Origin of the sequence: Desulfovibrio legallii (assembly GCF_004309735.1) — a bacterium.
Lineage (GTDB): Bacteria > Desulfobacterota > Desulfovibrionia > Desulfovibrionales > Desulfovibrionaceae > Desulfovibrio > Desulfovibrio legallii.
In genome coordinates, this window is record NZ_SIXC01000009.1 from 36,711 (window position 1) to 60,121 (window position 23,411).

The window sequence follows — 23,411 nt, forward strand, 5'->3', positions numbered from 1 at the left end:
GGATAAGATATGTCCATACTTCCATGCATGTTGCCGTTGCGCCCTATCCTGGTCATGCTCCTGACCATATGCTGCAGCATGGGCGTGGGGAGCCTGTGCCGCGCCGCCGATGCCAACGACGCGGCCGACATCCGCACGCCACTGCTGCAAGAGGGCAAGCGCACCCTCTACCAACGGGTGATCAGCCATCCGGGGGCCAGGCTGGCCGACGCGCCCGCCGGAGCTGGGGCCGAGCCCCTGCGCGGCTTTACGCCCCTGTACGTTTACGGACGCCAGAATGTCCAGGGCGCGGACTGGCTGGAAGTTTCGCCGAGCGTAAAGGCCACGCGGACCCGCTGGATCAGATCCGACGCCTGCTCGCCCTGGGACAAGGCTCTGACGCTGCTGTTCGCGGACCGCATGAGCCGGGATCCCGTTCTGTTTTTCCGCAATTTTGACGCCCTGAACGCCCTGGTGCGCGCCACGGACATGCGCGCCGCGCTGGACGGCCTGCTCCGCGCGCCGACTTCACCGCAAAGCCCCTTGCTGGCCGTTGAGCCCAGGGAGGCCTCCGTCCCGCGCAAGCAGTTCTACCTGATACCCATCTTTGACTATTCCGACGAATATGAACAGCACAACCTGCGCCTGCTCAAAATCGGCGTGGTGGACCCCGGCGTTCTGCCCACCGCCGCACCCCACCCCGCCCCCGCGCCCGTCACCGCTTTAGCGCCTGTACCCGCACCCGCGCCTGTACCCGCACCCGCGCCTGTACCCGCACCCCAGGCCGCCGCCCCGGAACCGCACTTTTCCGCCGGCATAGCCTTTATTGTGGATACGACCATCTCCATGGGGCCCTATATCGAACAGACCAAAAATTTCATTCACAGCACCTACAACGCCCTGGAAAAAAGCTCCATCGCCGAAGATGTGGCGCTTGCCGTGGTGGCCTACCGTAACAGCACCAAGCATAACGCCAAACTGGAATACGTGTCTTCCGTGGTTGCCCCTTTTACCCGTGCAGGCTCCCGCGCGCAGGCCGAACCGCGCGTGCAGGGCATGGACGAGGCCGCGGTTTCCACCCACGCCTTCAATGAAGACGCCTTTGCGGGCATCAAGGCGGCCATAGACGGGCTGGACTGGTCGCCCTACGCCGTGAAACTGGCGGTAATGGTCACGGATGCGGGCGCTATCCGCAATGACGACCCCCTCTCCAGCACGGGCCTTACCGAAAAGGAAATGGGCGACCTGCTGGCGCAAAAGGGTATCCGCCTGGTGGTCGTCCACCTGCATACCAAGGCGGGCCAGCGGCACAACCTGGCGGGCACGGTGCAGCAGTACCGGCAACTGACCGCCGTGCGGGACGGCAACGTCAAAAGCGCCTATGTGGCCCTTCCCGTCAGCGACCCCCAGACCGCCAGTCGACAGTTCAGCCGCATCGCCGCCAAACTCGTCGACGTGCTGCAGCAACTGGTGGTCAAGGCCGCTCAGGGTGCGCCCATTGCCAAGCCTTCTTCGCCGCCCCCCGCCGCCCTGCCCGCTGCTGCGGCGGCGTCCCCAGCCGCCGTACCGGCCGCCGCAGTTGCGCCCGCCGCTCCCCAGGCTGTGGCCGCCGCGCCCGATCCGGAAGCCCTGGCCGCCTATATCGGCCAGGCCCTGGGCTACGCCGCCTATCTGGAGTTCGCCGGCGAGCGACAAAAAGCCACCGCCCCGCGCCTGATGGAGGCCTGGGTAGCGGACAAAGACCTGGGCAGTCTGGTGGAAGGCAAATCTACCGACGCGCTCATGGCCGCCGTCCTGCTCAACAAAAACCAGCTCAATACCCTGGCCCGGCAGATCGGGTTGCTTATCGATGCCGCCCGCGCCTCGCGCATGACAGACAGCAGAGACCTTTTCCAGCGCGTCATTTCGCTTTCGTCGCAGACCCTGCGCGACCCGGAACGCCTGCAGCGCGCCGCAGACGACAACCTCTGCGCCCAGGGGTTGCTGCCGGAATTTCTGACCGGACTGCCGTACAAAAGCCAGGTAATGAATCTGACTGAAGAACGCTGGCTGGCCATGAGCGCGCGTGAGCAGGACGAACTGATCTACTCGCTGGAGGCCAAGCTGCGCCTCTATGCGGAATACCACAACGACGCCGACAACTGGGTAACCTTTGGGTCCGCCGACCCCGCCGAGGCCCTGTACCGCGTGCCGCTGACCTCGTTACCCTAAAAATTGGGCTTTCGCATGACGCCGCCGCTGCTGGAAATCCGCAATCTCTACAAGTGCCATACGGCCCGGCGGCCGGCCTTTTGCGCCGGCATCACACGCCTGGACATGGCCCCCGGCGAGGCTGCGGGCATAACCGGGCCCAGCGGCTGTGGCAAAAGCACCCTGCTGGAAATGCTGGCCCTGCTGACGCGCCCCTCCACCACCGAGCGCTTTGTGCTGCGCGCCGAAGACCGCGCCTGCGATCTGGCCGCCCTCTGGGCGCACAGCCCGCAACAGCTCTACGCCCTCCGCCGCGCTTATCTGGGTTTTGTGCACCAGGCCGGCGGCCTGTACCCCTTTTTGACCGTGCAGGACAATATCGGCCTGCCGCTGCGCCTCACAGGGCAGACCTCTCAGGCGGAAACAGCCCGCCGCGTGGACGCCCTGCTGGAATTCCTCGGCCTGCGTCATGTGGCCCGAAGCCTGCCCGAAACCCTTTCGTACGGAGAACGCCAGCGCACCGCCGTGGCCAGGGCCCTGGCCCACCGGCCACGGCTGATCCTGGCCGACGAACCCACCTCGGCTCTGGACCCAGAAGCCGCGCGGACAACCATGTCCCTGCTGCGGCAAGGCGCGCGCATGTCCGGGGCGGCCTTGCTGGTAGTCAGCCACGACCACGCCCTGCTCGCCGCCACGGGCATCCCCGCGTGCGCCATGCGGCAACAGCCCGCTGCCGCGCCCAAGGCTGTATCCGCCGCCGAATCCGAAAAAATCCACTACAGCCTTGACCTGCCGCCGCGGAAGGAAAATGCCGCAGCCCCGCAGGGCGCAGGCCCGCCCGCCGCAGCGGCGCAATCCGCCCCCCCGCCGCAGCGGCGCGTACCCCCACGCAAAGGGGCCGCCCTGCTCTGCGCCCTGGCCTGGCGAGACTTTCGCCACGAGCGTTCGCTCTCCATCTGCGCGGTACTGGCCTTTGCCGCCGCGCTCACGCCGCTGATCATCCTGAGCGGCCTGCGTACGGGAATCGTGGGCACCCTCTCGCAACGCTTGCTGGACAACCCCGCGGCCCTGGCCGTCAACCCCTACAGCAGCCAACGTTATATGGAAGAAGACCTGGCCGCCTTGGCCGCCTTGCCCTCCGTGGCCTTTGTTGTGCCCCTCACCCGCACCCTGGCAAGCAGCGTGTTGATCGATCGCCCAGGGCACTCTCCGCTGGCGGCGGACGTCCTCCCCACCGCCAGGGGAGACCCCTTGCTGGAACGCTACGCCTCAACGCCGCCGGCGGACGGCGCGGTCATAACCACAGAGCTGGCGCGCTCTTTGCCGGGCGTGACGCCGGGCCGCCGTCTGAACCTCCGCATCACCCGCCGCCAGGAAGGCCGCCTGCAGAGCGTGACGCTCCCGGTGCGCGTCCACGCCGTCCTGCCCGATGCCGCGGACTGGAAAAACCGCGTCTACCTGCCCTTGCCCCTGCTGCTGGATATGGAGCGCTACAGGGACGGCTTTGCCGTGCCCGCGCACGGCTGGCCGGGAAAAGCGCCCACGTCCGCCGCCCGCAGCTTTGCCGGTTTTCGCATGTACGTGGACAGCCTTGAGGCCGTCATTCCCATACGCGACGCCCTCAAACGCCGGGGTATAGACGCCTATACCTGCGCCCGCGAAGTGGAGGCCATTCTGGATCTCAAGCAGGCGCTGACCCTCACCGCCCTGCTTGTAGGCGGCGTTACGCTGGCAGGCATGGCCTTTTCTCTGGCCAGTCTCGCTGTGGCCAATGTGCGCCGCAAGGCCCTTTTTTTTGCCCAGGGCGCGCTTATGGGGCTCAGCCGCCGTGAGCTGCTGGCCCTGCCCTTGCTGCAGATGACCTTTACCGCGCTGCTGGCGGCTTCCTGCTCTCTGCTTTTCTACGCGGCCGCCGCCGCGCTTCTGGATCTGGCCGCCGCCCCCTGGCTGGAATCCGGAGAAAGCGCCTGTGCCCTGCCTGGGGCGCAGGTGTTGCCGCTCTACGCCGGTTCCCTTCTCCTGGCCTGCCTCTGCGGCGGAGTTGCCTGCCGCCAATTGCTCACGCTGCAGCCTGCGGAGGTCTTGCGCCGTGACGCCTGATGCCGCCCGTTCCGCCCCCCTGGCCGTTCTGCTGGCTGCCCTGGGCCTGCTTCTTGCCCTGCCCCGGACGGGCCTGACCCTGCAGCTGACCGGTAAAAGCGATTTGCCCAGCCTGGAACGGATTTCCAACCCCAGGCCGGCGCCCGGCGACATCGCGTTGCCCATGCCCGGTGGGCTGACCATGACGCTGCGCCCTGTATGCGTGCCCGCAGCTGGTTATCTGGATGACGTGCAACAGCCTTTTGGCATCACGGCGCAGACCGACGCGCCCGCAACGCCCGACGCGGCCTGGGCAGAACGGCGCTACACGGCCTCCGTCAACGCGCCCTTTGAGCTGGCCGACATCCCCGCCAGCTGGGGTAATACGCTGTCGGAATGGCTCCAGGCGGACCCGGCCAGCGCCGCTTCGGCCCAAAACGGCCTGCGGGCCTTCCTGTATTTTATTGGCAAATATGAGGTCACCAGGGGGCAGTGGCGGGCCGTTATGGAACAGGACGCGCCCTTTGCCGTCCAGGCGGGCGACGACAGGCCCGTAACGGATATTTCCTGGTTTGAGGCCCAGGATTTTTCCCGGCGCTACTCCGAATGGCTTATGAAAAACCATCCGGAATTTCTGCCTTTTTTTGCGCAGGAAAAGCGCTCTTCCTACGTGCGCCTCCCCACGGAGGCGGAATGGGAATACGCCGCCCGGGGCGGGCACCGGGTCAGCCCGGCGGAGCGGGAACGCACCCGGCTGTACCCCGTGCCCCAAGGCACCGCCATGGGCGAATACATTATTGCCGCCCAGTACGACCCTACCCTTACGGGCCTTGCCCCCATTGGCTCACGCAAGCCCAACCCTCTGGTACTTTACGATATGCTGGGGAACAGCGCAGAAATGGTCCAAACCCCCTTTCATCTGGTGGCGGCAGGCCGCCTGATGGGCAACCAGGGAGGCTTTGTGATCAAGGGGGGCAGTTGGCGGGCCTTTTCTGAAAACAGCCTGCACCCGGGCCGGCGGATTGAAGCCAGCTATTACATAGACGGCCGGGCCCAGCGCCGGGACGACCTGGGCTTTCGCATCAGTCTGGGCACCATACTTACCCCCAGGGACAGGCTGGCGGCTCTGCGCGCGGAATGGGAAAAACGCCGCGCCCCGCACGCCGCGCAGGCCACCCAGCGCCAGGACGTCCGGGTAATCATCCGCGAAGTCTATCGCGAGGTAGAAAACCCGGCACTGCGACGCCGCCTGGCGGAAGCGGAACAAGTCGCCGCGCTGTACCACGAGCAAGTTAATGCCAATGAAGAACGCATGATGCACGAAATGTTGCTGGGCGCAACCTTTTCTCTGGAAACCATCGCCAATTACGCCGCGCGCTGCTACCAGCTCATCAAGCTGATGGACGCCTATGAATCCTTGTCGCCGCACAAAAAACAGGCCCAGGCAGCGGAGATGAACAATATGCGCCAACAGGTTACAGGCTTTGTCTTCGGCATCCAGGGGGCGCTTTTTTACTACAAAAACATGCTTGCCGCATCTGGGGGCATGAACCTGCCGCGCCTGCTGCAACAGCTTGAAGCCCTGCGCATCCAATTCGCCCATGAGGACGGCTTCAGCAAAAACATGGGACGACGGCTCACCGTCTTGCAAAAACATATCCATGCCGGTCAGGACGACAGCCTGCAACGTTCCGACCGGCAAACCCTGCAGGACATCCTTCCCGCCTGGCTGCTGGACCGCTTGCTGCCCTATCTCAACACTTAGGAGATTGTTATGTCTGCCCTGCGCCTCCCTCTGACCCTTGCGCTGCTGTGCCTTTTCATCCCAATCGTCGGCTGCGCGCCGCACACCGCCATGCCGAAGATAAACGCCGAGTACTACCCGCAGTGCTATGCGCCTTTCAAACAGCTGCACGACGCCGAAGTCTCGCTGCGCAACCGCACCGTGGGCTATACCGCGGGCGGCGCCATAGCCGGCGCGGCCGGGGGCGCGCTTCTGGGCTTTCTACTCTCCGGCGGCAAGTGGGAATACGCCCTGGCCGGCGGGGTGGCCGGCGGGCTTTCGGGCGCGGCCACCGGGTACACCATGGCGAAACTTCAGGGCATCAAGGACGACCAGAAGCGCTTGCTGGCCTATAAACGCAGCATGGATATAGATATGGCCAACGCCACGGAAGTGGAACTGGCCGCTCTGCAAAGCCTTAAATGCTATATCCAGGAATTTGAACAACTGCAGAAAGGTTTGGCGGAACAGACCGTAACCCGCGAGGAATACGCCAAACGCTATGCGGAAATCCGCACCGGCATTACAGAGCTGGGCAAAATTACCGGCGATTCGCAACTGCTGCTTGCCCAGCGCGACGCCGAATTCCGCACGGCGCTCCAAGCTGAAGCCACCCAGCAAAACACGTCCTTAAAACCGCTCCCCACGGTGGATGAACGCCGCGCCCAACACCTGAAGCAACAAAAAAAGACCGCCGCAAAGGTGCGCAAACACCCCAAACAAAAACGCGGCAAGTCTGCCGCCCAGCCCGAAGCCAGCGCCTCGCTAGCCATCGCCGACCTCAAAAACGAAATCCAGGCGCTGGAAGAACAGGCCCAAAACGACCGGCAACGGTACCAGCCGCAAAAAGAAACGCCGACCCAGCCCGCCGCCACGGCCGTTGAGCCGACGCCCGCAACGCCCAAGGCCACACCGGCAGTGCTGCCGGTGTCCGTGGACCAGGTTGCGGAAACGTACGATGCATATCCCACCAAGGTTCTGCAGATGGAAGCCGTGGAGCGCCAACGCCAGCGCACGCTGGAAATCATGAGCGACGCCGCCGCAAAAACCGGCATAGATATGGTTTAGCCCTCAAACGGACGGCGCGCGCCCAGGCTGGCCTGCGCGCCGTCCCCAACCCCTATCTTGCTGTGGAGACAAACCATGCGTTTCACACAACTCCTGCTTGGCATCATGACTGCACTGCTTGTGGCTGGCTGCATGGCAAAAACAACAGTACTGCTGGACAAAAATGCAAAAGAAAAAGTAGTGGCCCCTGCGTCATTTTATCTTTCTGTGGTGGGCAAAACGCTTTACGAGGACGCGGATTCCAAAGAAAAAATTGCAGTGGGGGAAATCTTTCAGGAAGAAGCGTCAAAAAAGCTAAAAGAGATAGGCGCCTTGGCGGAAGACGGCGATGGAAAGAACCACTATGTGATCTTGGTAAACATCCTTGGGTATGAGCCGGGGAATGCCGCCGGCAGATATTTTCTCGGACAGCTTACAAACTCGTTCGATGCGGCAATAGTAATAAACGCGCAATTATGCGCGGCCGTGAAAGAGGATGGCGGCGTAAAAGCCGGAGAAATTATTGCGCTGATTCCCACAGGTAAAGCGCTACATAAGGGGCTGTTTGGCGGAATCGGCGGATGGAAAACAATTATCGTCGACGCTGCAAGAGACCTCATCACCACAGTAGAAAAAACTTTTTTGGATTAATTGAGGAGAAGACATGAAAACAGCCATAGCCGCATTTATTATACTTATTGTTTCAGGATGTACTATTGGACCTTCAAAAATAGCTAAAACAATAGAACATGAATCTCGGGAAAGTATCAGCCAGTTTGCACAACCAGGAAAAACCTCGAATATAGCCATACTAGAAAAATTCAAAAAACCCACAGCGAAATTAGTGCGTGACGATTCAAAATATACATATATGTATGCATATTGGGACAGAAAAACAAAAAGTTATGGATTTTTTTCCGGGGTTGCAGAGGTGCAAGTCGAGCAAAAAACAGCGAGCTTTGTTTTTAACAGCGATGGAATTTTAGAAAAATTCGAATTCAACGATGATTTTCCTTTTAAAACACAGATGAATAGAACTGGGAGCAATACACTAACATCAGAAAAAATAGTATATGAGTACTCAAAATTAAAATACGGCGAATCGCTGGATGAAGTATTAAAAAAACTTGGCGCTGCTACCGTTCATACAACACAAGGGGATAAACAAAATATTTCATATACAAGTTTTCCATTTCTCAGCGGTATTTGCCTTGAGTTTCAGGACAAAAAACTTTCCAGCAAATACTATTACACCACCGTGGAATTGAATGCAGAAGAAAAATCCATTTTGAAAAACGCCCCATAACGCGGATTGCCTTTGAGAATATGCATTTTCAAAATTTAGGGCACCTTGCTTCCGGCGCTTACCCGCGCAAATAAATTTTGCTTGCGCCTCCACGGTGGACGTCTGCTTACACAACCGCCAGGGCATGGCAACGTTGAAAAGCCTTAATCGCGGCAAGGGCTGCCGTTGGGCCACGCCAATCCCGGAGGCGGGGTCGTCCCCGTCATGCGCTGCCCTTTGCGCCCAGGCCGGTTATGTCGGCCTGGGCGCAAAGGGCAGCGCAGCAGCCGACACCTGGCGACCGTCCTCAGCCTTACGACGCGGGCTGCACCTTTTGGCGGCACCCGCGGCACAGCCTATGGCCCATCATTTTTCGACGCGGGCTGCACAGCGGTTTGCGGCGGCACGCCCCGCCCCACAAAAAATATTTGCAAAAAAGACTTGCCAAGCGTAAATTTTCCGATTATGTATTCCCTTTCAATGACGATGCGGGAGGCTTCGTTTCTGATTTTTTACAACACACTGCATCGGATTACACTTTAAGGCGAACGCCCCAACCCAAGCCCTGTTGCGCAGACAGGGATGGGTTTTTTTCGCCCTGCCGGTGCAAACTTTACTTCCACACCGTGCCCTTACGCTTTCAGGGTGTCGTAACCGCACGTTTTTTTTGCCCACCGGCGCGCCATGAGCGCAGATGCGCAGCCGGGGCGAACCGCCTACCTACTTGAGGTACCCATGGGCCAGCTCACCAAACAGTTCGGCAAAATCAAGATTTCCCTCCCTATCCCCCATCTGCTCAACCTGCAGATAGATTCCTACCAAAAATTCCTTCAGGAAGGCCTGCCGGTAGAGGACCGCAAGCCCGACGAGGGCCTGGAAGGCGTGTTCCGTACCGTTTTCCCCATTGAAGACTTTAATAAAACTGCCAGTCTGGAGTTCGTCAACTACGAAGTGGGCGAGCCCAAGTACGACCAGGCCGAGTGCATTTCCAAAGGCCTGACCTACGAGGCCCCCATGCGCATCAAGGTGCGCCTAGTGGTCTATGACACGGACGAGGCCTCGGGCAACCGCACCATCCGCGACATCAAGGAGCAGGATATCTATTTCGGCACCCTGCCCCTGATGACCGAAAAAGGCACTTTTATCATCAACGGCACAGAGCGGGTCATCGTCAACCAGCTCCAGCGTTCGCCCGGCATCATTTTTGAGCACGACGGCGGCAAAACGCACACCAGCCGCAAGGTGCTCTACTCCTGCCGGGTTATCCCCATGCGCGGCTCCTGGCTGGATTTTGACTTTGACCACAAGGACATCCTCTACGTCCGCATTGACCGCCGCCGCAAAATGCCCGCCACCATTCTGTTCAAGGCCATGGGCATGAGCAAGCGGGATATCCTTGAGTACTTCTACACCACCGAGCACTACCGGCTGGAGCAGAACAACACCCTGTTCTGGGAAGTGCGCAAGGATCTCTATCGCAAGGACAACGCCTACGCCGACATCACCGCGCCCGACGGCAACGTCATTGTGCGCGCCGGCAAGCCCATTACCAAACGCGGCTGGCGGCTCATCTGCGAGGCGGGCATCGAGGCCATTGAAGTGCGCCCCGACGCCCTGGACGGCATGTTCCTTTCCGAAGACGCGGTAAACCCCGAAACCGGCGAAGTGCTGGCCGAAGCCGCGGACGAAATCACCCCCGGCCTGCTGGACCGCCTGCGCGAGGCGGGCATCACGCGGCTTGCCGTGCTGCACACCAAGGGCACGGACACCTCCTCCTCCATCCGCGATACCCTGGCCCTGGACCGCATCCCCGACCAGCAGCGCGCACAGGAAGAGATCTACCGCCGTCTGCGGCCCTCTTCGCCGCCCACGGCCGAAATCGCCGCCAGCTTCTTTGACAACCTGTTCCGCAACGCGGATTACTACGACCTCTCGCCCGTGGGCCGCTACAAGCTCAACCAGCGCCTGGGCCTGGACGAGCCCGCCGACACCCGCATCCTGACGGACAAAGATATCCTCACCGCCATCAAGGTGCTGGTGCAGCTGAAGGACAGCCACGGCCCGGCCGACGACATCGACCACCTGGGCAACCGCCGCGTGCGCCTGGTGGGCGAGCTGGTGGAAAACCAGTACCGCATCGGCCTGGTGCGCATGGAGCGCGCCATTAAGGAACGCATGAGCCTGCAGGAAATTTCCACGCTCATGCCCCACGACCTGATCAATCCCAAGCCCGTAGCCGCAGTGCTCAAAGAATTTTTCGGCACTTCGCAGCTTTCGCAGTTTATGGACCAGACCAACTCCCTTTCCGAAGTGACGCACAAAAGGCGTCTTTCGGCCCTGGGCCCCGGCGGTCTGACCCGTGAACGCGCGGGCTTTGAAGTGCGCGACGTGCACACCTCGCACTACGGCCGCATCTGCCCCATTGAAACGCCGGAAGGCCCCAACATCGGCCTTATCGTCTCGCTGACCACCTTTGCCAAGGTCAACGACTACGGCTTTATCGAAACCCCCTACCGGGTAGTGCGCGAGGGCCGCGTGACCACTGATGTGGTGCATCTGGACGCCAGCCGCGAAGGCGACCAGGTGGTGGCCCAGGCCAACGCCAGACTGGACGCTCAGGGGAATCTGCTGGACGAATTCGTCACCGTGCGCGTCAAGGGCGAAGTGGAAATGCGCCCGCGCGAAGAAGTGACCCTCATGGATATTTCGCCCAGCCAAATGGTCTCCATCTCGGCGGCGCTCATTCCCTTTCTGGAGCACGACGACGCCAACCGCGCGCTCATGGGCTCCAACATGCAGCGTCAGGCCGTCCCTCTGCTGCGCTCGGAAAAACCCTTGGTGGGCACGGGCATGGAAGTGGACGTTGCCCGCGACTCCGGCGCCTGCATTGTGGCTCCGGCCGACGGGCTGGTGCAGTATGCGGACGCCGACCGCATCGTGGTTTCCTACGAGGGAGATCTCTACCCCAAGCAGGGCGGCGTGCGCGCCTACGACCTGCTCAAGTTCCACAAGTCCAACCAGAACTCCTGCTTCGGGCAAAAGCCCACCTGCTACCCCGGCCAAAAGGTCAAAAAAGGGCAGATTCTGGCGGACGGCCCCGGCATTGACGAAGGCCAGCTGGCCCTGGGCAAAAACCTGGTGGTGGCCTTCATGCCCTGGTGCGGCTACAACTACGAAGACTCCATCCTCATTTCCGAACGCACGGTGAAGGAAGACGTCTTCACCTCCATCCATATCGAAGAATTCGAGGTGGTGGCCCGCGACACCAAGCTGGGACCGGAAGAAATCACCCGAGATATTCCCAACGTCAGCGAAGACATGCTGCGCAACCTGGACGAAAGCGGCATCATCCGCATCGGCGCGGCCGTCAAGCCCGACGACATTCTGGTGGGCAAAATCACCCCCAAGGGCGAAACCCAGCTCACCCCGGAAGAAAAACTCCTGCGGGCCATCTTCGGCGAAAAGGCCAGGGACGTGAAAAACACCTCCCTCAAGGTTCCGCCGGGGGTGGAAGGCACCATTATCGACGTAAAGGTCTTCAACCGCCGCTCCGGCGAGAAGGACGACCGCACCCTGGCCATTGAGTCCCACGACACTGCCGTGCTGGACCAGAAGGAAGCCGACCACATGCGCGCCCTTACGGACCGCACCCGCGAGCTGCTGACCCCGCACGTGCTGGGCAAGCAGATTGCCGCTTCCGTGCCCGGCAAAAAGAAGGGCGACGTGCTGCTGGAAGCGGGCGCCGCGCTGAGCGAAGACGTACTGGCGCAGATTCCCGTCAAAAAGCTGGCCGGGCTCTTCAAAAGCAAGGAAGTCAACGACCAGGTGGCGGAGCAGCTCAAGGGCTATGACCGCCAGGTGGAATACCTTAAGGCCGTCTACGACTCCAAACGCGAAAAGGTTACCGAAGGCGACGACCTGCCCCCCGGCGTCATCAAAATGGTCAAGGTGCACATCGCCATCAAGCGCAAGCTCTCGGTGGGCGACAAAATGGCCGGCCGCCACGGCAACAAGGGCGTGGTTTCCTGCATCTTGCCGGAAGAAGACATGCCCTTCTTTGCCGACGGCCGTCCCGTGGACATCGTGCTCAACCCCCTGGGTGTGCCTTCGCGTATGAACATCGGGCAGATCATGGAAACGCATCTGGGCTGGGGCGCCAAGGAACTGGGCCGACAGCTGGCCGAACTGGTGGATTCCGGCGCGGCCATGCAGGTGGTGCGCAATGAGGTCAAAGACGTCTTTGCCTCTGAAGACATCAACGCCCTGGTGGACGACATGGACGACGAGGAATTTGCCGCCTCGGTGCGCAAGCTGCGCAACGGCATCGTTACCAAGACCCCCGTGTTTGACGGCGCCACTGAAGAAGAAATCTGGGGCTGGATGGACAAGGCGGGTCTGGCCAACGACGGCAAGACCACCCTTTACGACGGCCGCACGGGCGTGGCCTTCAAAAACCGGGTGACCACGGGCGTCATGTACATGCTCAAGCTGCACCACCTGGTGGACGAAAAAATCCACGCACGCTCCACGGGCCCCTACTCTCTGGTCACCCAGCAACCCCTGGGCGGCAAGGCGCAGTTTGGCGGCCAGCGGCTGGGCGAAATGGAAGTCTGGGCCCTGGAGGCCTACGGCGCGGCCTATCTGCTGCAGGAGTTCCTCACCGTCAAGTCCGACGACGTGACCGGTCGCGTGAAAATGTACGAAAAGATCGTCAAGGGCGACAACTTCCTGGAAGCCGGCCTGCCCGAATCCTTCAACGTGCTGGTCAAGGAGCTTATGAGCCTCGGCCTCAACGTGACCCTGCACCAGGAAGAAGGCAAAAAAAAGCCCCGACGCCAGGAGTTCTTCCAGGAGCGTGAAACCGAGAACTAGGTTTTCGGCGCGGCGCGTTTTTCACGCGCCGCGCCCCTCCGGTTCCGGCCGATCCGGCAAGGCGTAAACGATTCCAACGAGCTTTTATCAAAGCAAGGTACTATAATGAGCCTGGACGATCTTTTCACCGCCCGCGGCACGTCGAGCAACGTGACAAACATCCGCAACCTGAAAGCCATCCAGATTTCCATCGCCTCGCCCGAGGCCATCCGCGAATGGTCTTACGGCGAGGTGAAAAAACCGGAAACCATCAACTACCGCACCTTCAAGCCGGAACGGGACGGCCTTTTCTGCGCCAAAATCTTCGGCCCGGTGAAGGACTACGAGTGCAATTGCGGCAAATACAAACGCATGAAGCACCGCGGCATTGTCTGCGAAAAGTGCGGCGTGGAGGTCATTGCCTCCAAGGTGCGGCGCGAGCGCATGGGCCACATTGAACTGGCCGCGCCCGTAGCGCACATCTGGTTTCTCAAGACCCTGCCTTCCAAGATCGGCACACTGCTGGACATGACCATGGCCGATCTGGAAAAGGTGCTCTACTTCGACTCCTACATTGTGCTGGACCCCGGCCAGACCAACCTGCAGAAGCGTCAGGTCATTTCCGAAGACCAGTACCTCCAGATCCTCGACCACTACGGCAGCGACGAAGTCATGACCGTGGGCATGGGCGCCGAGGCCGTGCGCTCCCTGCTGGAAGAACTGGACCTGGAAAAGCTGCGCCAGGAACTGCGCGACGAAGGCGAGGCCACCAAAAGCCAGACCAAGAAGAAAAAAATCATCAAGCGCCTTAAAATTGTAGAGGCTTTTCTGGAATCGGGCAACAAGCCCGAATGGATGATCATGGAAGTCATCCCCGTAATTCCGCCGGAGCTGCGCCCCCTGGTGCCCCTGGACGGCGGGCGCTTTGCCACCTCCGACCTCAACGATCTCTACCGCCGGGTCATCAACCGCAATAACCGCCTGAAGCGGCTTATGGAGCTGGGCGCGCCGGAAATCATCATCCGCAACGAAAAGCGCATGCTGCAGGAAGCCGTGGACGCTTTGTTCGACAACGGCCGCCGCGGCCGCGCCATTGCGGGCACCAACGGTCGGCCCCTCAAGTCCCTTTCGGACATGATCAAGGGCAAGCAGGGCCGCTTCCGCCAGAACCTGCTGGGCAAGCGCGTGGACTACTCCGGCCGCTCGGTCATCACCGTGGGCCCCTACCTCAAGCTGCACCAGTGCGGTCTGCCCAAGAAGATGGCTCTGGAGCTGTTCAAGCCCTTCATCTATTCCGAGCTGGAAAAACGCGGCCACGCCTCCACCATCAAAAGTGCCAAAAAGATGGTGGAGCGGGAAGAGCTGGTGGTCTGGGACATCCTCTCCGAAGTGGTGCGGGAATACCCCATTCTGCTCAACCGCGCGCCCACCCTGCACCGTCTGGGCATCCAGGCCTTTGAACCCCTGCTGGTGGAAGGCAAGGCCATTCGTCTGCACCCGCTGGTCTGCTCCGCCTACAACGCGGACTTTGACGGCGACCAGATGGCCGTGCACATTCCCCTTTCCGTGGAAGCGCAGATTGAATGCCGCGTGCTCATGATGAGCACCAACAACATTCTCTCGCCCGCCAACGGCGGCCCGGTCATCGTGCCCTCGCAGGATATTGTCCTGGGGCTCTATTATATGACTGTGGAGCGCAGCTTTGAACAGGGCGAAGGCATGACCTTCTGCGCGCCGTGGGAGGTGGAATCCGCCTACGACTCCGGCCAGGTTTCACTGCACGCCCGCATCCATGTGCGCATGCCCGACGGCAAGATCTACAAGACCACCCCCGGGCGCGTGCTGGTCAGCGATATCCTTTCGCCCGGCCTTTCGTTCGATCTGGTCAACTGCGTGCTGACCAAGAAGGCCATTGCCAAGCTGGTGGGCGAAGCCTACCGGCAGTGCGGCATCAAGGCCACGGTCATCCTCTGCGACAAAGTCAAAAACCTGGGCTACGAATTCGCCACCCGCGCGGGCGTGACCATCGGCGTTAAGGATCTGACCATCCCGGTGAAGAAAAAAGATATCCTGGCCGCCTCCCAGGCCGAAGTGGACGACATTGAGCACCAGTACCGCGACGGCATCATCACCCGTACAGAAAAGTACAACAAGGTGGTGGACGTGTGGACCAAGGCGACCCAGGACGTTTCCACTGAAATGATCCGGGAGATTTCCTACGACACGCTCACCGACCCCAAGACGGGCAAGCAGGAGCAGAACTCCAGCTTCAACCCCATCTTCATGATGTCCAACTCCGGCGCGCGCGGCAACCAGGACCAGATGCGCCAGCTGGCCGGCATGCGCGGCCTGATGGCCAAGCCTTCGGGCGAAATTATTGAAACGCCCATCACCTCCTCCTTCCGCGAGGGGCTCTCGGTGCTGCAGTACTTCACCTCCACCCACGGCGCACGCAAAGGCCTGGCGGATACAGCCCTTAAAACGGCCAACTCCGGCTACCTTACCCGCCGCCTGGTGGACGTGGTGCAGGACGTTATCGTTTCTGAACACGACTGCGGCACGGTGGACGGCATTGAGCTTACCCACATCAAGGACGGCGGCGACATCAAGACCCCGGTGTGGGAACGGGCCGTGGGCCGCGTGCTGCTCTACCCCGTGTACGACCCGGAGCAGCCGGATACCGTGCTGCTGCCCGAAAACACGCTGCTCAACGAGCAGGAAGCGGCCGTCCTCAAGGACAAGGGCATTGCCTCCATCACGGTGCGCTCGCCCCTTACCTGCCAGGCCGAACGCGGCATCTGCGCCCTGTGCTACGGGCGCGATCTGGCCCGCGGGCACCTGGTCAACACGGGCGAAACCGTGGGCATCATCGCGGCCCAGTCCATCGGTGAGCCGGGTACCCAGCTCACCATGCGCACCTTCCACATCGGCGGTACGGCTTCAAGCACCATTGAAAAAAACAAGTTCGAAGCCCTCAATCCCGGCCGCGTCATTCTCAGCCGCGTGCGTTCCGTCACCAACCGCGATGGCGTGGAGCTGGTGCTGGGCAAGAGCGGCCAGCTGACCATTGTGGACGCCCAGGGCCGCGAACGCGAAAAATACATTCTGCCCAACGGCGCGCGTCTGCTGGTGCATGACGGACAGGAAGTGGCCCAGGGCACCACCCTGGCTGAATGGGATCCCTTCAACGAGCCCTTTGTGTGCGAAGAAGAAGGCGTCATCCGCTTTACGGACATTGTGGACGGCAAAACCGTGCAGGAAAAGGTGGACGACATCACCCGTCAGGCCAGCCTGACCATCATGGAATACCGCACCACCAACTTCCGCCCGTCCATCTCCATCTGCGACGAGAACGGCAACGTCAAAAAGCGCAGCCACGGCGCGGCCGCGGCGGTCTACAGCCTGCCCGTGGGCTCCATCATTATGATCAAGGACGGCGAGGTCATCCAGCCCGGCGACATCATCGCCCGCAAGCCGCGCGAAACCTCCAAGACCAAGGATATCGTGGGCGGCCTGCCGCGCGTGGCCGAGCTCTTTGAAGTGCGCAAGCCCAAGGACATGGCCGTGGTTTCGGAAATCTCCGGTACCGTCACCTACGAGGGCGAATCCAAGGGCAAACGCAAGCTGATGGTTACGCCGGAAATCGGCGAGGCCAAAGAATACCTGGTGCCCAAGGGCAAGCACATCACTGCGGCGGACGGCGACTTTGTGGAGGCCGGCGACCCCCTCACCGAGGGCTACCCCGAACTGCACGACATCCTGCGTACCCGCGGCGAAAAATACCTGGCCCGCTATCTGGTGGACGAAATTCAGGAAGTCTACCGCTTCCAGGGCGTGGGCATTGACGATAAGCACATTGAAGTCATCGTGCGACAGATGCTCAAAAAGGTCACCATCCTGGATTCCGGCGGCACCAGCTTCCTGGTGGGCGAACAGGTGGACAAAGCCGAATTCAGGCAAGAAAACCTCAAGGCCGTAGCCGAAGGCCGCACTCCGGCCACGGCAGAACCCCTGGTGCTGGGCATTACCCAGGCCTCACTGACCACTTCTTCCTTCATCTCGGCAGCCTCCTTCCAAGAGACCACCAAGGTGCTCACCGAAGCCGCCCTGCGCGGCAAGGAAGACCATTTGCGTGGCCTGAAGGAAAACGTCATCGTGGGTCGGCTCATTCCGGCCGGTACCGGCTACCGTCAGTACGTTAACGGCGACATTGTGGTGCCCGATCAAAAGGAACGTCCCGACAAGTTCCTTGAAGAACTTGAAGAAAATCCCATCTTGGTGGACCTGCACAACGATTAGCCCCCAACGAGGGCTACACGGTTTCTCAAGCGCGAGGTCCGTAGCGAAAGCTCCGGACCTCGCGCGCATTTTTTCTCGGGGCAATTTCACAGTGAATCTGCTTTGCCGCCGCGCCCGGCAAAACAGGGCCTGTGGCCGGGCAAAAAGGCCGTATAAAAATTGTTTTCTCCCCTTGACATCCGTACAGGCTTGGCCTTGCGGGCTTTACAGCTCTGTCACAGAAAAATGGAGATTTAATGAGCTTTTTTGAGAAAAAACAATTTGCTACTGTGCATATCTTTGGCACTTATCTGTGCATATAATGGTCATATACGGCAAAAGCCTTGTCGCTTAAGGCTTTGCAGCCCATGCCCGCAAGCTGGCTGAACAAAAAATAATAAATTATTTTTGCTTGTTATATGTTTAAGCCTTTGGGGAAAGCGTTTTCCGTCTCTGCCGCAAACCCCAGCTAATCCTGCGTTGCCCTCGTCCTATCCTTTGGGCTACAAGGCGGCATGCAAGAACAATGGGCAAAAATTTCCGAAAATCTCAAGAAAATGCTTGATTCCGGCGTTTTCAAGGTTTGGATTGCCCCTCTCCACGCCACCGTGGGGGTGGACAGTCTGCAGCTTACAGCGCCCAGCGCCTTTGTAGCCCACTGGCTGGAACACAAGATGCTCCCCGCCTTGCAGCAGGCGGCGGCCCCCGTACTGGGGCTGGACCCCGCAGCCATTGCCGTGAAGGTAGGGGTGGCGACGGACCGCCGCGCCCGCGAAGCCGACCCGGCGCCCTCCCGCCCGGCAATTGTAACCGACGCCGGCGCTGCGCCGCGCCTCAAGGAAAGCGCTGCACCGACGGCGCGCGTGTCGCGCCGGGCAGAGCAGGCCCCCCTGCCCCTGCCCCTGCCCGCCTACCGCCCGGCTCCGGCGCTCTGGCGCTATTCTTTTGCAGATCTGGTGGTGGGCCCGCCCAACCACATGGCCGTGGCCGCTGCTCAGGACATGAGCCAGCGCGGCGGCTGTGTGCAGACCCTTTTTGTCAGCTCTGCTTCCGGCCTGGGCAAAACCCATCTGGCCCAGGCCGTGGGAAGGGCCATTGCAGACCAGGGCGAGGCCGCCAGGGTGGGGTATTTTACGGCCGAAGAATTTGCCACCCGTTTTGTTTGTTCGCTCAAATCCCACGATGTGGAAGGCTTCAAATCCCGCTTTCGCAATCTGGATATGCTCCTGCTGGAGGACGTGCACTTTTTTCAGGGCAAGGAAAAAATGCAGGACATGGCCCTGGCCGTGGTCAAAAACCTGCAGGCCAGGGGCGGCCGCGTCATTTTCACCTCATCTTTTTCACCGCGCGAGCTGCAGCATGTGGACAGCCAGCTGGTCTCGCACTTCTGTTCCGGCATCCTTACTGACATGGGTCGCCCCACCGAGGAAATGCGTCGCCACATTCTGGAACGCAAGGCCCGCAGCTTTCAGGTGCTCTTGCCCGACCCGGTCTGCCAGCTTCTGGCCAGCCGTCTCAACGGCGACGTGCGTCAGCTGGAATCCTGCCTCAACAGCCTGGTTTTCAAGGCCCGTCTGCTCAATTGCGGCCTCAATGTAGACCTGGCTATGGAGGTGCTCAGCCAGTACGCCAGCGTGTGCTGTGAGCCGGATTTTCCCACCATTCTCCGTCTGGTCTGCCAGAGCTACGGCCTCAACGAACGCCAGCTGGCCTCGCGCTCCCGCCGCAAGGAATGCGTCCAGGGCCGCAACCTGGTCTATTATCTGGCCCGCAAGCACACCAGCCTGACCCTGGAACAGATCGGCGAAAAATTTAATCGCCGCCACTCCACGGTCATCAAGGGCATTACCTCAGTGGAGCGTGAACTTTCCAAAGAAAGCTCCCTCGGCCGCCAGATGGCCCGCGCCGTGCAGCTTATTGAGCGCAACGCCGGTCTGTCCGCCGTGCAGTAGCGCCCTGTCGGCCTGCCAGAGGGTTTTATGACAAGCGACAAGCCCCGCACGGCTCTTCTTCGACCCGGCAGGGGGCGTCTGCTTACGCCACTGCTAGATCATTGCAACGGTGAAGTGGCTCAAGCAGCACGTTGCGTTGTGCTCGGCCTGCATTCCTCACAGTTCTTTGCAGACGCCACCCTGAAAAAAGTTTTTTGAAGGATGGGCTTGCGGGGGGAAGGGAACTTTTGTGGACAAAAGTTCCCTTCCCCCCGCAAGCCTTCTTCATCCCCCCCACAATCTTTCCCCTTCCCCCTGCCCTGCAATCTCCCTGCTCTGCACGCTTTCAGACAAAAGCGTGTGCGCCTTGTGCGGTCACTAACCTCTGGATAATGTTATATAGCTTTGTAAATTCACGTACTGACATCCGGGGGGAACGCCCATGCTGGAGGTGGATATCGCCAAAGCGCGGGAGGATTTTGCCCTGCGTCTGCGCTTCCGTGTGCCGCGCGGAGGGGTCTGCGTGGTCTTCGGCCCGTCCGGTTCGGGCAAGAGCACCCTCATCAACTGCATAGCCGGGCTGGAAACGCCAGATGCCGGGCGCATAGCCTGTGACAACAAAATTTTGTTTGACGCTGCGGCCGGGGTCAACCTGCCGCCCGAAGCCCGTGGCCTGGGCTATGTGTTTCAGGACGCCCGCCTTTTTCCGCATCTGAACGTGCGGGAGAACCTCTGTTTCGGCCTGCGCTACCACCGCAATGTTGATGCAGGTCAAAGGCGACACGCGCCGGACCTGGAAAACGTGGCGCGCCTGCTGGACATCCTCCCCCTGCTGGAGCGCGCCCCGGCCACGCTTTCGGGCGGCGAACGGCAGCGCGTGGCCGTGGGCCGGGCCTTGCTCTGCCGCCCGCGGCTGCTGCTTATGGACGAACCTTTGGCGGCCCTGGACATGACTCTGAAACGCGATCTGCTCGCCTATCTGGCCCGGATTCCAGAGCACTGGGATCTGCCCGTGCTCTATGTGACCCACGCGCCGGGGGAGGCTCTGGCTCTGGGCTCCGCCATGCTGTTGTTGCAGGCGGGGCGGCTGGCGGCGCAGGGGCCGGTGGCCCCCACCCTGGCTGAAGCGCGGCGGCTGGGGCTCTTGCCCATGGACACTTTTTATCCCACAGGAGAGATTTTCCATGAAACATCGCATGTGGCCTGATTTTCGCTTTGGGGCAGCCCTGGCCCCGGCCCTGATGCTGCTGGCGCTGACGCTCGTTTCCGGCCCGACAGGACCGACCCCCTGCAGCGCTGCGGCAGGTGCGCCGGCCGTGACCACAGGCCTGGGCTATAAGGCCATGGTGCAGGATCTCTGCGCCCTCTACGCCCGGAAGACCGGGCAGCAGCCCGCGCAAATGTACAGCGGCAACATCGGCCAGATGCTGGAGCAGGTCAAAGCCGGCAGCGGCGCCACCATCGTCATTTCGGACAAGGTCAGCCTCAAGGCTTCGGATGTGCGCTTTGCGCGCTTTCAGCCCTTGGGCGAGGCCGTGCTGGTGCTGGCCTGGCGCAAGGGTCTGAGCTTGCACAGCCCACAGGATCTGCGCGGCGCGCAGGTGACCAAAATCGGCCATCCGGACGCCAAGGCCGCCATCTACGGCCGGGCCGCCGTGGCTTTTCTCAAAGGCAGCGGACTCATGCCCACGGTCAAGGACAAAGTGGCCATGTTCTCCACCGTGCCACAGGTCTTCTCCTATCTGGTTTCGGGTGATCTGGACGCGGGCTTTGTGAACGAGGCCATTGTACGCAAACAAGGCCAAAAGATCGGCGGCTGGATGGAGATCCGCAAGGATTATGAACCGCTGCTGCTGGTGGCCGGCGTGGTGCAGGGACAGGAAGACGCCCCAGGCGTGCGCGCCTTTATGGAATTTTTGGCCACGCCGGAGGCCCTGGCCGTCTGCCGCAAGCACGGCCTGCGGCCTGAAGCCCGCCCGTGAACGAAATCTGGGCTGTGCTCGGCACGCCGGAGGTCCGCTTCTCTCTGCTGCTGACCCTGCGCGTCTGCACGGCCTGTCTGCTTTTGCACGGCCTCACAGCCATCCCCCTGGCCGCCCTGGCCCAGAGCCCTAAGCCCGCTCTGCGCCGGGCGGTCAATTTTCTGGTGACCCTGCCGCTGGTCTTTCCGCCCATGGCCATGGGCTTTTTGCTGCTCATGTTTCTGGGCCGCAACGGCTGGGGAGGACTGTTGCTGTGGAAGACCCTGGGCGTACGCCTGGTTTTTTCTGAAGGAGGCATCATTCTGGCCGCCTGGTTGGCTGGTCTGCCCCTGGTGGTCAAGCCAGTGCAAACGGCCCTGGGCCATCCGGAGCTGCAGCGCCTGCGCCAGGCCGCCCGCGTTTGCGGGGCCGGACCCGCCTCCTGTTTTTTCCGCGTCACCGTGCCCCTTATCCGGCACGGGCTGGGCGCGGGCCTGTTGCTGGGCCTCACCCGCGCCCTGGGTGAGGTGGGCATGAGCCTCATGCTGGGCGGCAATATTGCAGGCCGCACCAATACCTTGTCCCTGGAAGTGTTCAACGCCGTCTCCAGCGGCGAATTTGAACGCGCCGGGCTGCTCTGCGCCTTGCTGGCCGTGGTCAGCCTGCTGCTCTATCTGGGCATGGATTGGTGTCAGCGCCGGACCTTCTGAGGGCCTTGCAGCCCGACAGGCGCAAAGACCCCGCGCCGGACGCCCTTGACGCCCCAAAACCAGAGGCGCAAGCTGGACTCCATCCAATGAAGGCGTCACGCGGCCACGGCCCTAGAGCAGTTAACGAATGAAATGAGCTAACTGCTCTGCAAGGATTTTCTTGAAAATCCTTGCCACAAAATGCGAGAAGGCAGGCTTTTGCCTGCCGTAAGCGAGCATTTCAAGTGTTAAATGCTCTAACGGACGGCACGGCCTGCAACCGAAACTGTCCAGACTTTGGAACGCGCGACACGGGGGAAACAACGAACCCGGAGCAGACGCAGGTCTGCTCCGTGAGGACGCGGGGGCGCGTTGTCACGGCCGTGCCGACGGCGGGTTCTGGAGGCGGTTTCCGCCATTTTACAACATCCACCGGTATTCAAAGGAGTTGTTTATGTATCTGCCTCCCGATCCCCAATGGCTGCGGGCTCTGCTCAACGAGGATTGTCCCGGTCTGGACCTGACCGTAGACCTCCTGCGCATAGGCGCACAGCGCGGGGTTATGACCTTTGCGCCCAAAGCGGACTGCGTGCTCGGCGGCGCGGACGAAGCGGCCTGGCTGCTCCGCGACCAGGGTCTGGCGGTCACGGCCACGGCCGGCAACGGCGCACGCCCGCGCGGCGGCGAAGTTTTTCTTACGGCCCGCGGGGCCGCCGCCGATCTGCACCGCTGCTGGAAGGCCTGCCAGAGCCTCATGGAATATATGAGCGGCATTGCCGGACGCGCCGCCCTCATGGTGGAGCGGGCCCGGGCCGCCAACCCGCGCGTGCAGGTGGCCGTGACCCGCAAAAACCTGCCGGGGGCCAAGCGCGTCTGCCTGGAAGCCGCCTGCTGCGGCGGGGCCACGGTACACCGCCAGGGGCTTTCCGACTCCATCCTCATCTTTGCCCAGCACCGCGCCTTTCTGGCGGACGGCGGCGCCAAAGCTCTGGCAGCCCACTGGGAACAATGGCGGCAGGCCATGCCCGAACGCAAAATCGCCGTGGAGGTGGACACGCCCGAAGAAGCCCTGCTGCTGGCCAGGGCCGGCGCGGACGTCATCCAGTGCGAGAAATTCCCGCTGCCCGTACTGACGGAAACCGTGCGCGCCCTGCGGGCCGCAGCTCCGGCCATCACCATTCTGGCGGCGGGCGGCGTTAACGGCGACAATGCCGCCGCCTATGCCGCCACGGGCGTGGACGTGCTGGTAACCACCTGGCCCTACTTCGGCCGACCTGCGGACATCAAGGTCGTCATGCGGGCTGCCTGCGGGGCAGAGTAGCTTTAACGCGCCCTCGC

At 61.5% G+C, this 23,411-nt stretch carries 13 protein-coding genes; all 13 read left to right on the forward strand.

What is annotated here, in order from left to right; translation table 11 throughout:
* Positions 1-9 precede the first annotated feature (9 nt).
* The 13 genes from EB812_RS11685 to modD all read left to right on the forward strand — a co-directional run bounded on the left by EB812_RS11685 (position 10) and on the right by modD (position 23,394).
* Positions 10-2,190: a vWA domain-containing protein gene (locus EB812_RS11685; RefSeq protein WP_165450924.1), complete on the forward strand. Its 2,181-nt coding sequence runs from the start codon at positions 10-12 to the stop codon at positions 2,188-2,190.
* 15 nt (positions 2,191-2,205) lie between these two features.
* On the forward strand, positions 2,206-4,269 hold the full coding sequence (locus tag EB812_RS08340) for an ABC transporter ATP-binding protein/permease (RefSeq protein WP_130958073.1): 2,064 nt from the start codon (positions 2,206-2,208) through the stop codon (positions 4,267-4,269).
* A complete protein-coding gene (locus tag EB812_RS08345) occupies positions 4,259-6,013 on the forward strand; it encodes a formylglycine-generating enzyme family protein (protein WP_118230075.1) in 1,755 nt (584 codons plus the stop codon). The genes EB812_RS08340 and EB812_RS08345 overlap by 11 nt, the downstream gene beginning before the upstream one ends.
* 90 nt (positions 6,014-6,103) lie before the next feature.
* Positions 6,104-7,099, forward strand: a complete 996-nt coding sequence (locus EB812_RS08350) for a hypothetical protein (protein WP_130958074.1) — start codon at positions 6,104-6,106, stop codon at positions 7,097-7,099.
* Positions 7,100-7,174: 75 nt separating this feature from the next.
* Complete coding sequence (locus EB812_RS08355; RefSeq protein ID WP_130958075.1) at positions 7,175-7,729, forward strand: hypothetical protein; 555 nt, start codon at positions 7,175-7,177, stop codon at positions 7,727-7,729.
* A 13-nt stretch (positions 7,730-7,742) separates the two neighbouring features.
* The gene (locus EB812_RS08360) at positions 7,743-8,384 is read left to right on the forward strand and encodes a hypothetical protein (RefSeq protein WP_130958076.1); all 642 of its coding nucleotides are present in this window, start codon (positions 7,743-7,745) and stop codon (positions 8,382-8,384) included.
* Between the two features lie 714 nt (positions 8,385-9,098).
* Positions 9,099-13,235 (forward strand): DNA-directed RNA polymerase subunit beta, encoded by a 4,137-nt coding sequence (gene rpoB / locus EB812_RS08365; RefSeq protein WP_118230071.1) that lies wholly within the window; start codon positions 9,099-9,101, stop codon positions 13,233-13,235.
* A gap of 105 nt (positions 13,236-13,340) precedes the next feature.
* Entirely contained in the window at positions 13,341-17,513 is a 4,173-nt protein-coding gene (gene rpoC, locus EB812_RS08370; RefSeq protein WP_118230070.1) for a DNA-directed RNA polymerase subunit beta', read from the forward strand.
* A 494-nt stretch (positions 17,514-18,007) separates the two neighbouring features.
* A complete protein-coding gene (locus EB812_RS08375) occupies positions 18,008-19,444 on the forward strand; it encodes a DnaA ATPase domain-containing protein (protein ID WP_118230069.1) in 1,437 nt (478 codons plus the stop codon).
* Positions 19,445-19,865: 421 nt separating this feature from the next.
* Complete coding sequence (locus EB812_RS08380) at positions 19,866-20,630, forward strand: molybdenum ABC transporter ATP-binding protein (protein ID WP_118230068.1); 765 nt, start codon at positions 19,866-19,868, stop codon at positions 20,628-20,630.
* Positions 20,608-21,405, forward strand: a complete 798-nt coding sequence (gene modA, locus EB812_RS08385) for a molybdate ABC transporter substrate-binding protein (protein WP_118230067.1) — start codon at positions 20,608-20,610, stop codon at positions 21,403-21,405. Before EB812_RS08380 ends, modA begins: the two co-directional genes overlap by 23 nt.
* The gene (locus tag EB812_RS08390) at positions 21,402-22,094 is read left to right on the forward strand and encodes a molybdate ABC transporter permease subunit (protein WP_242621247.1); all 693 of its coding nucleotides are present in this window, start codon (positions 21,402-21,404) and stop codon (positions 22,092-22,094) included. Before modA ends, EB812_RS08390 begins: the two co-directional genes overlap by 4 nt.
* A 433-nt stretch (positions 22,095-22,527) precedes the next feature.
* On the forward strand, positions 22,528-23,394 hold the full coding sequence (modD, locus tag EB812_RS08395) for a ModD protein (protein WP_118230066.1): 867 nt from the start codon (positions 22,528-22,530) through the stop codon (positions 23,392-23,394).
* The last annotated feature ends 17 nt before the right edge of the window (positions 23,395-23,411 follow it).